The sequence below is a fragment of the Tamlana sp. I1 genome, assembly GCF_015355625.1.
Classification (GTDB): Bacteria; Bacteroidota; Bacteroidia; order Flavobacteriales; family Flavobacteriaceae; genus Pseudotamlana.
The window spans coordinates 55,493-69,559 of sequence record NZ_JACLAF010000007.1 but is presented as its reverse complement, the minus strand read 5'-3'; the positions used below and the strand labels follow the sequence as shown (position 1 = coordinate 69,559).

The window sequence follows — 14,067 nt, the reverse complement described above, 5'->3', positions numbered from 1 at the left end:
ATTTTTAATTTTGAATGCCTTCGGAAGTCATTATAACACGTTTCATGGTTCCGTCTTCATTATAGTACAACCTATCAATACAAACCGAACGTCTAAAACTTCCACCGTTTGGCTGAATACTTCCGTTGTGATAAAAGAAATAATCCTTGCCTTTAAATGCCATTATGGCTTGATGATTTGTATTTGAATTTCCAGCAATCTCATTTAAAACACCCTTAAATTCCCATGGGCCATTAATAGATTTACTCATGGCATAGGCAATTTTTTCAGGAAATTGATAAGCATACGACAAATAATACCAATCTCCTTTTTTATGAATCCAAGGGGCTTCGGTAAAATTTGGTAAGTCTATTTTTTGAATTGGGCCATCTAACTCCAACATATTCTCTTTTAATTTGGCATAATGACAAACGGTATTTCCCCAAAACAAATAAGCCTGACCATCATCATCGATATAAACTGTAGGATCGATATCGTCCCAAAATATTTCAGAAAATTTAGTCATATCGTTAGTGATAAGCGCTTTTCCTAAGGCATCTTTAAAAGGACCTGTTGGACTATCGGAAACGGCAACACCAATGGATTTGCCTTGAATGGTTCCATGTTCTACAGTAACGTACCAATAAAATTTTCCGTCACGCTCGATAACTTGTGAAGCCCAAGCTTCGCCAGATGCCCACTTAAAATCTGAAGCCTTTAAAGGCACAGGGTGTTCCTGCCAGTTTACTAAATCGGAAGAAGAATACACCAACCACTCATTGAGTTTATAAAAATTAAAATCGTTAGGTGCTTCATCATGTCCTGCGTATAAATACACTTTATCCTTATGAACAATGGTAGCTACATCGGCAGTAAACTTATCCTTAATTATAGGATTGTTCATTTGCAAAGGTTTTTCAATAACTTCTTCAGGTTCTATAACCTGAGCTTTATCCTTCGATTTTTTGGTTTGACAAGCTCCTACAAGCATCGCTAAAAACATAGCTAGATATACATTTTTCATAATCTTCCTAAATTTTCTTTCCCCATACAGGCAATCCTCCTGGAGTAAGCCCAGAATACGTTATGGTTACTTTTCGAGTAGCTGCTTCCCAATCCCAAGCATCATTCACCTTACATTTTACGCCATTAACGGTTAAAGTTTTAGAAGCACTATCGTAAGACCAACTTCCTGTTACATCACCACTTACTTTTTTATCAGCAGTTAAAAAAATTGTTGATGCTTTTTGAATGGTTTTAAACTGATAATTCATTTCAATATGTTCCCAAGAGCCGTAAAATGAAGCTTCGGTTATTTCTGTACTTGGCACGCCTGCATAGCGTTCTGGTGCTACCACTGGCCAGCCATCGTCTGTCCATTCAATTTCACGAACATGCCCCATCATAAGTGCATTTGAAACCGCTATCCCAGGAACATTTTCTGGCAGTCTTGCCTGCGAGGCATAAAACCATTGCTTGGTGTCTGGATCTTGAAATACCGAGCAGTGTGAAAAACCAACCCAACCTGTATGGTTTTTAAAACTATATGGATGTGTTAGCATTGGATAACAATCTGCCCCTGTTGTAACATTGGCACCATTTATTCCTAGATACGGTCCAGTTATAGTTTTGGAACGCGCTACTCTAGTGTTGTATGCCACAGATAATTCATCGTAAGCTAAAAACAAATAATAGTAATCGGTATCTGGATTATAAATAATTTCTGGTCCTTCAGAAGCTTGCCAACGGCTATTTCCGCGTTTCGCGATAGTCACCCCATAATCGGCTTGGGTTTCTAGTTTGAAAGGTTTTCCTGTATTTGGGTCGAGTTCTACCGCAGCAATTCCCGAATGCCACGAACCATAAATTAACCAATGTTGTCCTTCGGGAGTTACAATCATGGTGGGATCTATGCCATTAAATTTAAAATAACCACTCCAATCGTTTCCGCCTGTTCTGGTATACGTTTCTAAACCATCAGGTTCCGAGCAAACCACCATACCTTTATCTACCCAATTATTAGCTCCTAAATCGTCGGTTTCCATAAGCCCAATAAAAGCACGCTCCGTCCAAGATTTAGAAGTATCTGTACCCACAATAGGATCGAGCACTACAATACTGTAATACATTCTAAATACATTCCCTACTTTTTTTACGTAAGGCGCCCAATATCCTATTCCTGGATTTTCTATAGGAGGTAAAGCAGGGTTCATTCTTGCTCTTTTATTATTTAAAGAATCTTTAACCCAAGCAGGCACATTGGCCATAGTACTTCCTCTGTACTCCCAGTTTATTAAGTCTTTAGAGCGTCTATGATGAAAATGGCCATGACCATCATGCGCATTACCATAAGAGGCATCGGTTTGATACATGTAATAATAGTCTCCACTTTTTTCAACTGTAGGGTCGTGTACATTAGCTAAATTCCATTGTGCACGGGCATTCCAACTCGCCATTGACGAATAATTATCGGCATAAGTTGGCCCTTCAAAACTTTCTGGAACAGGCACCTCAACTTCTGGTTCTGGATCTGGTTTTGGCGTTTCAGAAGAATCGTCGATACCATCATCGCTAGAACATGCACTTAAAAAAATGACTAGCGCAGTTAAAGCAAAGGATTTTATGCTCTTAAAATAATTGTGTTTTTTCATAATTCCTTATTTTATTTTCCTTCAATCATAATCACTGAAAATGGAGGAATTGTTATGTTAAGCTTTCCTTTTTTAATTTTAGCGTTATCTAACTTCTGGATAACAATATGATTTGGATTATCGAAAGCGTTATAATCTTGTAATTTATTTGAAGTAATTATAGATGCTGTAACATTTTTAACACCTAAAGCGCCTAAATCTAAATCGATAGTATTGTCTTTATTAGCATCGATATTTACCATTGAAATATGTACTAAACCAGATGTGTCTTTTGAAGCTGAAACAGATACTGCAGGAAGTGATTTTCCGTTTAATTCATATTTTGGTGAATGAAACTTTAACGGGATTAACTTTGCATCTTGATGCACTTTATACATGTTCATCACATGATAAGTTGGTGTTAAAATCATTTTAGCTTTATCGGTTAGAATTACAGCTTGTAAAACATTAACACATTGTGCTAAGTTTGCCATACGAACTCTATCGGCATGATTGTTAAAAATATTAAGTGTAACCCCTGCTAAAACCGCATCACGCATGGTGTTTTGTTGATATAAAAAACCAGGATTTGTACCTTCTTCTACAGCGTACCAACCACCCCATTCATCAACCACTAAATCCACTTTTTTCTCTGGATCATATTTATCCATAATGGCAGCATGTTTAGTAACAAGTTCTTCCATTTCTAAAGCTTCACTCATGGTTTTAAAATACATGTCTTCCGTAAAAGATACGGCATCGCCTTTGTTATTCCAATCGATAACAGAATAATGATGTAAAGCAACACCGCCAAGCATATGATTAGGAATGTTTTTCATTAAAGTTTCCGTCCAATGGTAATCGTCACTATTTGCTCCAGAAGCAATACGCATTAAACCACCAGAGTTTGTCCAATCGGCAATAAAAGTCGCGTATTTTCTATATTCATTAGCATAGTATTCAGCAGTCATGTTTCCGCCACAACCCCAAGCTTCATTTCCTATACCCCAATATTTTACTTTCCAAGGTTCTTTTCTTCCATTTTGTTTACGTAAATCGCTCATTGGGCTTACACCATCAAAATTTGTATACTGTACCCAATCGGCTAATTCTTGAACAGTACCACTACCTACATTACCAGAAACATAAGGTTCGGTTTCCAGCAATTCGCATAAGTTTAAAAAATCGTGTGTTCCAAAACTATTATCTTCGGTTACTCCACCCCACCATTGGTTTACAATTGTAGGACGGTCTTTTTGAGGTCCAATACCATCCTTCCAATGGTAAGTATCGGCAAAACAACCTCCAGGCCAGCGTAAATTAGGTATTTTTAAATCTTTTAGTGCTTTAACAATATCGTTACGAACTCCATTCGTATTTGCGATTTTTGAAGTATCTCCAACAAAAAAACCATCATAAATACAACGTCCTAAATGCTCTGCAAAATGGCCGTAAATATGTTTGCTAATTACGGGTGCTTTTTCGTCTTGATTAAAAGTAATTGTAGTGCTTTTATCCTGAGCATTTCCAAATAATGAAACGATACAAAAGACTGCTAAATATTTTAAATCATTTGTTTTAATTTTAAACATAACCTTATAGTTTATTTATTATGAATTCATTTTCACAACAATTGATGTGTTGTGATTTTTTACAAGTGTATTTTGAACACTTACAAATTAAGTCAAAGGAATTGACATATCCAAATGACTTATCAATAAAAATTAATATTTCTGGTTTCTAATTAAAAAAAGCTAAATAAACAAAAGGTAAGTGAAACACTTACCTTTTGAAAAAACTAACTAATTAAACAAACTCACGCATTAATTATTAATACCCGAAATTTTGTACTGTTCCAGGATTGTTATCCATTTCTAACTGTGGTATAGGAAAGAACTCTCTTCCTTTAGTATAAGTTTCATATTCTGAATCTCTCGATTTTAACCAATTTAATTTCGTTTGATCTTCTAACCATCCCCAACGACGAATATCATCAAAACGGTGTCCTTCAAGTGCTAATTCTAAAAACCTTTCGTGACCAATTTGCTCGCGCATTTGCTCTTGAGTCATACCTGGCTTAGTAACTCTTAAATCGGGTAAATTAACACGGTCGCGAACTTCTTGAATATAGTTATAAGCCATAGCAGTTGCCCCTGTTTCATTTAAAGTTTCAGCGTACATTAACAAAATATCTGCATAGCGTAATAAACGTTCGTTAATTCCAGAGCGCCAATCGTATTCGTTTTCGTATTCACCATCGGAATTTTGATACTTTGCACAAAAAAGATCGTTTAAGTCGGCAGGATTACCGGCATAAAAGGTTGCAAAATCATGGCCATATAACATCATACCGCCGGGCTTATTATAAAACATTGTAGCATCTAATCTTGGATCTACTTCACCGGAAACGGTTAACTCTTCATGAAACTCATTAAATAATGCCCAAGTAGGTTGTACATCGGTCCATCCAAAAGCTCTAGGCCCATAAGTAATGGCTCTTGCCGAAGTTTTTCCCCAACCTGAAGCAGGAATACCGCCCCAGCCTAAGTCTACACCCCCAGCTTCTCTACTAAATTCAATTTCAAAAAGCGACTCTGAATTATTTTCATTCTTATCTGTAAAATTATCACGATAATTTGGCACTAAGCTATATACATTTAAATCTATAACTTCTTTAAAAGTGTCTCTAGCATTTGTAAAATCTTTAGTAAACAGATAAGCTTTACCTAAATATCCTAAGGCAGCACCTTTAGTTGCTCTACCTAATTCTCCAACATCTGCTCCAGAAACATTAGCATAAGAAACCGGCAATAAACTTGCCGCATTTTTAAAGTCTTCAATAATTTGTTTCCAACCTTCTTCGTATGTTTTTTGCTCATAAAAGGCAGCCAATTGTGTTGGGAGAGGAACATTTTGAAACATATTTACGGCATGGAATAAATAAAGACCTCTTAAAAAATAAGCTTGTCCTAAAATTCTATTTTTAAGTCCATTATCTGCCATATCAATACCAGGCACATTTTCAAGCACCTGATTAGCACGATAAACACCTTGATAATACGTTTCGTAAGCCCAGCCATAAATAGAAGGATCGGCAACGTTAGAGTTAAATCGTCCTACATTATACATCGATCCCCAAGGACTCTGACTTCTTGTGTCATCACCCTTTAAATCTAATAATAGCGGGGTACTTCTCATGTAAGTTCCATCTGTTAACAAACTACTATAAACCGCATTTATACCTTGTAAAGCATCTTCATCTGATGCCCAGAAAGAATCTACAGCATCATTATTAGGGTCTAGTTGTATTAAATCCTCATCGGCTATGCAACTGCTTAACACAATAGATAACGTTAAGGAAAGTGATAAATATTTAAAATTTATATATTTCATTTTAATTCGTTTTAATATTATTAATTACGCTTAAAAACCTAAGTGAACACCTAATGAAATGGTTCTTGGGTTAGGAAAAGCTCCTCCATCGTATCCTCTAGAGAATAATCCATCGTTGCTATTAAAATCAGGATCATAACCACGATAATTACTTATAGTAAAAATATTTTGAGCATTAACATATACTTTAGCATCTTCTAACACGCCTTGATCTCCAACTGGAATTTGAAATCCTATTTCTAAATTTTGAAGTTTTACGTAATCTGCATCTTCAACAAACCTATTAGAATCTCTAAGATTTCCATTTGGATCTCCAATTATAGGTCGTGGTACATTGGTATCGGTATTGGTTGGTGTCCAATAATCTAACATATCTGTATGATGATTAGAATATTGCCCAATCATTAAATTACGATACAACCCGTTAAAAGCTTTATGCCCTCCAGCGCCTTGAAATAAACACGATAAACTCCAATTTTTATAACCAAACCCTAAGTTTAATCCATAACTATATTTAGGAATTGTGACACCTTGATATACACGATCTTCATCATCAATAATACCATCGGCAGCATCAGGAATACCATCACCATCGGTATCTACTGTAATTTGGTCTTTAAATTTAATATCACCTGCTGCTGCGCCTATTTGTGTAGCAGCACTAGCAACTTCCGCATCAGTTTGAAAAATCCCATCGGTTTCATAAGCATATATTTCACCTACAGAACGCCCAACCTCTGTTTTGGAAGCTGCGCCATAAATAGGGTTGCCATCAATACCTATTTTTAAGACTTTATTTTTAAGTGTACCTAGGTTTGCCGATATATTATATTTAAATGCTTTGCGGTTATTATTATAAGCTAAGGTAAATTCTAATCCAGAATTCTCAACAGCACCAGCATTGGTTGTTATACTCGCTGGAAATGCCCCAGTTGAGAATGGTAAAGGAACACCGATTAATAAATCGGTTGATTTTTTATAGAAATACTCTCCTGTAAATTGTAAATCATTTTGAAAGAATCCTAATTCTACAGCTGCATTAGTTGTTTTAGTAACTTCCCAATGTACATCTGGATCTAAAGAACTCACTACGGTAGTTCCAGGAGCCAATTGATTATTAAAATCATAACTCGCGAAAGAGTTTGTAGTTGTTGCAAAAAAGTAAGGTGGAATGGTATTGTTTCCTAATTCCCCATAACTTCCTCTAAGTTTAATTAACGAAACCCAATTTGGCAGGCTTATAAAGTTTTCATTACTCAATTTCCAAGCACCCGAGAAAGAATAGAAATCGGCTTTATTATTTTTCTCACTAAATAATGAGGTTTTATCTTGTCTATAGTTTACTGTTACCAAGTAACGATCATCATAAGCATAGTTTAATCTACTCAAATAAGAAATCCCTGTAATAGTACTTTCATACTCGCCTGTACTAGTAGCATCGGCATATTCTAAATGACTAATGGTATTTGGCTCGTAACCCACACCTCTAGACCAATGATTGTAATAATCTGTTCTTTCCTGAATTAATCCTCCTAAAAGTGTAATATCATGTTTACCAAATTCAATATCATAAGTCAATAAATTATTCAAAAAGGTCCTAGTTTGATTACCTGTAGCAACATCTAAAGACGCTTCATCATTAGTAGTTATATAGTACCATCCTAAATCACTTGGTGGTATAAACTTTCTGTTTTTCCAATCTACTCTATCAAAACTTGCGTCTATTTTATATTTTAAACCTTTTACAATTTCAAACTCGCCCCAAATGTTTCCAATAAAACGATTTCTTTCACCTAAATTATCTATTAAGTTATTGTATCCAATGGCATTCATTGAAATAGCTCGTTGGGTTAAATTATCTGTACCGCCATAGCCTCCTAATCTATTAGCATCGTAAACAGGCATGGTAGGAATTGCTCCAACGATATCAGAAATCGCCGATTGCCCTCCAACATACTCATTAAAATTTTCCTTATCAGATTCTGTATATCCTAATTTCCCACCGTATTTAAATCTTCCTTTATGACCAGATATATTTAAATTTGTTGAAATTCTTTCATAATCTTGAGGTGAATCTACGTAGCTACTATTCTTAAAGTAATCTAAATTTAAGTTATACGCTAAGCTTTCTGCACCACCACTAATATTTACAGAGTGATTTTCAATATAACCCGTATTAAATGCAGCATCTTGCCAATCGGTATTTACATCGTCGATATACTCTGGATTTGTAGGATCGTTACCTGGAGCAATGCCTAAACCAGCATTAACCTCGGCAGCACTTGTTATATTTTGGTAACCTTCCCTGTCTGTTACAGACCATTCGTTTGCTACATTTTGAACACCTATAAGAGAATTAAGCTTTATATTTAAGTGGCCTACTTTTCCTTTTTTAGTTGTAATTATTATAACTCCATTTGCTCCACGAACACCATAAATTGCAGCAGCAGATGCATCTTTAAGAACTTGCATAGATTCAATATCGCCTGGTGCAAAATCGTACGGGCTATCTACAATCATTCCATCAATTACAAAAAGTGGATTATTATTACTAAAGGAATTAATCCCTCTAATTTTAATATTAACAAAACCACCAGGTTCTCCAGAAGACTGTACAGTAACGCCAGCTACTTGTCCTTGTAACATTTTAGCAGGATCGTAAGTCACTGTTTTTTGAGCTTGTTCCATATCGACAACACTCACAGAACCCGTTAAATCCGATTTTTTCTGAGTACCATACCCAACTACAACAACCTCATCTAAGGTTGTTAAATCCTCTCTTAATTCAACATTAATTAAAGAAGCTCCTCCTACAGTAACTTCTTTGTTCACAAATCCTAAATAAGAAAAGACCAAAACATCTTTTGCAGATGCACTAATAGAATAACCACCATTAAAATCGGTTACTACCCCATTAGTTGTCCCTTTAATTAGTACATTTACTCCGGGTAAAGGCAATGCTTCATTTTCAGATGAAACTGTACCAGTAATTGTTTTTTGTTGTTGTGCAAAATTAAAGTTTGCACAAAAAATCATAAACACTAATGCTAGTAACCATTCTTTAGATGGCCAGTAGCACCTGTAATTCACAAATAAAAATTTAGTTGTTATCATTCTTTTTTAGTTTTAGTTTAGTTATTGTTACAAGTGTAAATATAACATTTGTAAATAAATAACAAATATTTAACATGAACAAATATTTTCATTAATAAATGTTGTTTTAACACTTATTTTTCAAATTTTACTATAATTATCATATATTAGCTGAAAAAAAAACGTATGATAGCAGGTTATAACCCGGATGATAAAGTATTTTTAGCAGTAGATTGTATTATTTTCGGATTTGACAATGAGGATTTAAAAGTTTTATTAATTCAAAGAGACTTTGAACCTGAACAAGGCAATTGGTCACTTATGGGTGGTTTTTTAAAGCGTAACGAAACTTTAGATGATGCAGCTGCAAGGGTTTTACATAGACTAACAGGTGTACACGATATTTATTTAGAACAACTTTATGCATTTAGTGAGGTAGACAGAGATCCTGTTGCTAGAACCATTTCAACGTCTTATTATGCCATTATAAATATTGAAAAGTATAACGAAGCCATTAGTGATAAAAAAAATGCAAAATGGTTTAGCTTAACTGAAGTTCCTGACTTAATTTTTGATCATAATGAAATGCTAGACAAAGCCATTAAAAGATTACGTAGAAGAACGTCTATAAATCCAATTGGATTTGAGCTTTTACCTGAAAAATTCACCATGCGTCAATTACAAAAATTATATGAAGCTATTTTAGATAAAGAACTTGATAAAAGAAACTTTATTAATAAAATAAATTCAATGGACATATTAATTAAATTAAAAGAGAAAGACATGAGCTCTTCAACTAAGGGGTCTTTTCTTTTCATGTTTGACCAAGAGCAATATGACGCCAAACAAGACAATCATTTTTATTTAAAGCTTTAAACTAAAAACGAGCGTACTCTTTACTTAAGTAAAATATTCCTACTGCAGACTTAATAAAGCATCAATAACACATTCTACGCCCTCTTCGGAATTACTTTTGGTTTCAAAACGGGCTGTCTTTTTTACATCGGGGTGTGCATTTGCCATGGCATAACTAAAATAAGCCAATTCTAGCATTTGTAAATCGTTATTGTAATCGCCAAAAACTAAGGTTTCCTCTTTATTAATGCCCAATTGCTGCTGAAGCCTCGTTAATGCATAGCCTTTATTAGCTTCTTTATGCGAAATATCTAACCAATTGGGGCCAGAAACCGAGACTTGTAAATCCTGTTTTAAAGCGTTTATATGTGGTAAAATATTTTTTTCGGAAGAATCGAAATGATATACAGCAATTTTTAAAAAATCATCATGCTTAACTTTAGTTAAATCGTCTACTATTTGATACGCTTTATAATATTGACTGAATTTTGAAATAAATGCAGCATCGTTCGATTCGATATAAGCGGATTCTTTTCCGCATAACACAATATAACAGCCTTCAATACGTCGAAGCATGTTCACACACTTGCGAACATCATCATCCGATAGTTTTAAAAGCACTTGCGAAATGGTATCGTGTTGCATGAAACCGCCATTTTCTGCAATAATGGAAATATCATTTTTAATCGTATTTAATTTTTCTACAATACTTTGATATTGTCTTCCGCTGGCTGCAACAAAACGGATTTGATGTTTTTTTAATTGTTCAAACTGATTGAAAAAACGGGCACTAACTTCGCCATGATCATTAAGCAAAGTACCATCCATATCTGATACTACTAATTTTACCTTTGAAAAATCCATAACATTTTATAAGCTGCAAAAATACAGTTTTATAAAAGTTTTGTGCTGCTTTTTATGTTTTTAAATGGTTATTAAACAATTGAAGCAAAGCACTATGGTATTATCTAGATGCTTAATAGGAATATGATATTTTTAGTTTTTACTTCTTAGGTTTGAAAACCACTTCATAAGATTTCCCTCCATCGAGAACCTGTTTGGCTATATTTTGTATGTCTTTTTTAGTCATACTGTTCACGATATTTTCAAAATTTTTAGGGTCGTTAATATTTTCGTTAAACCTAAAGTATGCTGTAAGCAATTGCATATCGAACTTATTTTTGCCTTTAGCTTGTTCCCGTTCTTTAATAAAATTGGTTCTGGTTTTACTTAAATCGTCATCATTAATGGCTCCATTAGCAATTTTTTGTAATTCAGCATTCACGATATCAACCAATTTATCGGCCATTTCTGGGTTACAATCAAAAGTAATAGACACATAGGCTTGCGATTTAGGTTCGCGAAAAAACTTAGCGCTTGCTCTTGGACTATAAGCGCCACCTTCGGCTTCTCTAACGGTTTCGGTAATGCGTAATTGTAATATATCACCTAAAACATTGGTGTAAATCGCGTTGTTCTTAGAATATGGCATCTCCTTCTTATAAGCAATATCTACCCTTGCTTTAGGATCTTCCATAGTTAAATAAATATCCTCGTCTATAGTGTCAAATTGCCATTCTGCAGCATTATCCTTAAAAGTTTCTTTAATGTTATTAGTGGGTAGACTTGCTATATATTGCTCTAATAACGGTTTTAAATTTAATGCCTTAACATCGCCAACAATAAAAAACTCGAAATCGGAAGCATCGGCAAAACGACTGTTGTATATCGTTTTTATTTTATCAAAAGAAACAGTATTTAAGTAATCTTGATTGAAAATTGGTGCTTTCGGATTGTTTTCACCATATAAGGTGGTTGTTAAAAGGTCACGAATTTTTTCACTAACATTATTACTTTTACTTAAAATATAGTTGTTCATGTTGCTTTCTAATACCTTAAAGGCTTCTTCATCGAAACGCGGTTTTACAAAATAAACATAAACCAATTGCAACATGGTTTCAACATCCTTAGTGTTTGAACTTCCTTGCAAAGATTCCTGAATATCATCTAAGCGAATTCGAATATTAGCCGTTTTCCCTGCTAGTACTTTTTGCAAATCGGTAGCATTGTAGTCGCCTAATCCAGACATTTGCACAAGGCTTCTCATTAAATCCGCCGATGGTAAATCTTCATCATTTATAAGTGATTTACCCCCATAACTTATAGCATTTAAGGAAACGTTGTCTTTTTCTTTATCTACGTATTTATAGTGTACTTTAATACCATTACTTAACAAATATGTGGTTGCTCCTGTTGCCTTATTAAATTTGGTATTCGCTATAGTTCCTGGTTTTATATTGATACCTGAAACCAAGGTTTTCCCAGCTAAAGCCTCGGTGTAAGGCTGTAATGTTGTATCGTTTTCAAGTGCTGTAATAATGTGTTCGGCTTGTTGTTTTGTTAAATTATCTTCCCCATTAACACCTATTACATTTAAATACCTGTTTTCATTCGTGTAGAGTTTCTTGATTGTATTATGCAGTGTTTCTGGAGTTACTAAATTTAAAATTTGTTTAGCAATGGCATATTCCTTTTCAATATCTGTTATCGTACTATTACTTAAATAGTTGTCTTGAATAGCCATTTTTATAAATAGGTGATTCAAATCATTTTTCTTAGCTATTTGGTTTTCATAACTGTTTGTAATCTTCGCAATCGCTCTATCTATTTCTGTTTCTAGATAGCCATATTTAACGGCTCTAATTAGTTCTGCATATACTTCCTGAAAGGCTTCCTTTTGTTGGTTTGGCTTAGGAGAAATACTTAAACTTAAAGCTGTTGTTGTTTTTCCTATTGATTTTTTGCCAACTCTAGCGTTTAAAAAATGAGCTTCAGGGTTTTGAGATTTCTCTAAAACTCTTGCATATATAAGGCTAGTTGCCATGGATTCTAGCAGTTTTCGATTTAAATCGGCAACGGTTTCTGGCTCTAATGATTTATTATGACGGATGCCAAAATTTATAGACGATGTAGAAATTTCGGGATCTGTACCAAAGCTATAAAGCATTTCTGAATGCTCTGGAATGTTAACGATATAACGTTCTTTAGGATTTTCAACAGCTGGAATTTTAGAAAATTTTTCTATAATTTTTTGTTCAATATCATCAACATCTACATCGCCAATTACAGCTATGGCTTGTAAATCGGTTCGGTACCAATCGTGATAAAAATCGCGTAGGGCTTTGTATTGAAAATTTTCAACAATAGGCATTAACCCTATTGGCATTCTTTCGGCATATTTAGAATGGTTGTAGGTTGTTGGCAAGCTAACTTGATACATGCGATTCCCTCCGTTTTGACGGGTACGCCATTCTTCTTTTATAACCCCACGTTCGGCATCTATTTCTTCATCGGTTAGTAACAAGTAGTTCGACCAATCTTTTAAAACTGTTAAGCAGGTATCTACTAATCCATCTTTAGTTGGTATGTTACTTAGGTTATAAACTGTTTCATCAAAACTGGTATAAGCATTTATATCGCGACCAAAAACGGCTCCATGTTTTTGTAGGGTATTTAAAATACCTTTTCCTGGAAAACTTTCTGTTCCATTAAAAGCCATGTGCTCTAAAAAATGCGCAAGCCCCTGCTGGTCATCATTTTCTAGAATCGAACCAACATTTTGGATGATGTAATAACTTGCAGCTTCTTTTACAACATCGGTACTCTTAATGTAATAGGTTAAGCCATTAGGTAGAACGCCTTTTTTTATAGACTGGTCTACCGGCAACGGACTATTAAAATCAATGGATTGTGATGTCGCTACTAGATTAAAAGCGATACAAATGCTAAGCGCAAGAAGGATACGTTTCATAATTTACTGATTTTTAAAGAGTTCCTTTTATTTTAATTTAAAAATTCTGATTTAAAAAAAAGACCGACTGAAAAGTAAACTTGACTTTAATTAGAATTTGCCGAAATGATTTAAAGAATCGAAATTCAGTTTAGTTTAGTGGTTCAAACTGGCAAATTAAATTAAATAACTTTTCAGACAGCCTTTGTGATTTTAATCATAAAAGAGTGACTAATTCAAAATATGAGTGAAAAATCAAAATTTTTCCTTGTATTAATAAGTGTGGATATTTCTATCTTTCCCCTAAAAATAACATGTTAAAATTTC

Annotated in this window: 8 protein-coding genes; 1 reads left to right on the top strand and 7 read right to left on the bottom strand. The window is 34.3% G+C overall.

Annotated features, from left to right (window positions below):
* Nucleotides 1-4: 4 nt before the first annotated feature.
* The 5 genes from H6X70_RS07505 to H6X70_RS07485 form a co-directional block, all read right to left on the bottom strand.
* Nucleotides 5-1,003 (bottom strand): glycoside hydrolase family 43 protein, encoded by a 999-nt coding sequence (locus tag H6X70_RS07505; RefSeq protein ID WP_194767063.1) that lies wholly within the window; start codon nucleotides 1,001-1,003, stop codon nucleotides 5-7.
* 7 nt (nucleotides 1,004-1,010) lie between these two features.
* Nucleotides 1,011-2,630: an arabinan endo-1,5-alpha-L-arabinosidase gene (locus H6X70_RS07500; protein WP_194767062.1), complete on the bottom strand. Its 1,620-nt coding sequence runs from the start codon at nucleotides 2,628-2,630 to the stop codon at nucleotides 1,011-1,013.
* A gap of 11 nt (nucleotides 2,631-2,641) precedes the next feature.
* The gene (locus tag H6X70_RS07495; RefSeq protein WP_194767061.1) at nucleotides 2,642-4,201 is read right to left on the bottom strand and encodes an alpha-N-arabinofuranosidase; all 1,560 of its coding nucleotides are present in this window, start codon (nucleotides 4,199-4,201) and stop codon (nucleotides 2,642-2,644) included.
* A gap of 238 nt (nucleotides 4,202-4,439) precedes the next feature.
* Nucleotides 4,440-6,002 (bottom strand): RagB/SusD family nutrient uptake outer membrane protein, encoded by a 1,563-nt coding sequence (locus tag H6X70_RS07490; RefSeq protein WP_194767060.1) that lies wholly within the window; start codon nucleotides 6,000-6,002, stop codon nucleotides 4,440-4,442.
* Nucleotides 6,003-6,032: 30 nt separating this feature from the next.
* Nucleotides 6,033-9,116: a SusC/RagA family TonB-linked outer membrane protein gene (locus H6X70_RS07485; protein WP_194767059.1), complete on the bottom strand. Its 3,084-nt coding sequence runs from the start codon at nucleotides 9,114-9,116 to the stop codon at nucleotides 6,033-6,035.
* Between the two features lie 165 nt (nucleotides 9,117-9,281).
* On the opposite strand from H6X70_RS07485, the gene H6X70_RS07480 reads away from it, so the two are divergent.
* Nucleotides 9,282-9,971 (top strand): NUDIX hydrolase, encoded by a 690-nt coding sequence (locus tag H6X70_RS07480; RefSeq protein WP_194767058.1) that lies wholly within the window; start codon nucleotides 9,282-9,284, stop codon nucleotides 9,969-9,971.
* A gap of 39 nt (nucleotides 9,972-10,010) precedes the next feature.
* Here the strand turns inward: H6X70_RS07480 and H6X70_RS07475 are convergent, their stop codons facing one another.
* Both H6X70_RS07475 and H6X70_RS07470 read right to left on the bottom strand, forming a co-directional pair.
* Nucleotides 10,011-10,814, bottom strand: coding sequence for an HAD family hydrolase (locus H6X70_RS07475; RefSeq protein WP_194767057.1), 804 nt, complete (start codon nucleotides 10,812-10,814; stop codon nucleotides 10,011-10,013).
* A gap of 139 nt (nucleotides 10,815-10,953) precedes the next feature.
* Nucleotides 10,954-13,761, bottom strand: coding sequence for a M16 family metallopeptidase (locus H6X70_RS07470; RefSeq protein ID WP_194767056.1), 2,808 nt, complete (start codon nucleotides 13,759-13,761; stop codon nucleotides 10,954-10,956).
* Nucleotides 13,762-14,067 lie beyond the last annotated feature (306 nt).

What these genes read in the sequence shown, in the direction of transcription:
- H6X70_RS07505 (WP_194767063.1), bottom strand. Translation starts at nt 1,003, where the DNA reads ATGAAAAATGTATATCTAGCTATGTTTTTAGCGATGCTTGTAGGAGCT.
- H6X70_RS07500 (WP_194767062.1), bottom strand. Translation starts at nt 2,630, where the DNA reads ATGAAAAAACACAATTATTTTAAGAGCATAAAATCCTTTGCTTTAACT.
- H6X70_RS07495 (WP_194767061.1), bottom strand. Translation starts at nt 4,201, where the DNA reads ATGTTTAAAATTAAAACAAATGATTTAAAATATTTAGCAGTCTTTTGT.
- H6X70_RS07490 (WP_194767060.1), bottom strand. Translation starts at nt 6,002, where the DNA reads ATGAAATATATAAATTTTAAATATTTATCACTTTCCTTAACGTTATCT.
- H6X70_RS07485 (WP_194767059.1), bottom strand. Translation starts at nt 9,116, where the DNA reads ATGATAACAACTAAATTTTTATTTGTGAATTACAGGTGCTACTGGCCA.
- H6X70_RS07480 (WP_194767058.1), top strand. Translation starts at nt 9,282, where the DNA reads ATGATAGCAGGTTATAACCCGGATGATAAAGTATTTTTAGCAGTAGAT.
- H6X70_RS07475 (WP_194767057.1), bottom strand. Translation starts at nt 10,814, where the DNA reads ATGGATTTTTCAAAGGTAAAATTAGTAGTATCAGATATGGATGGTACT.
- H6X70_RS07470 (WP_194767056.1), bottom strand. Translation starts at nt 13,761, where the DNA reads ATGAAACGTATCCTTCTTGCGCTTAGCATTTGTATCGCTTTTAATCTA.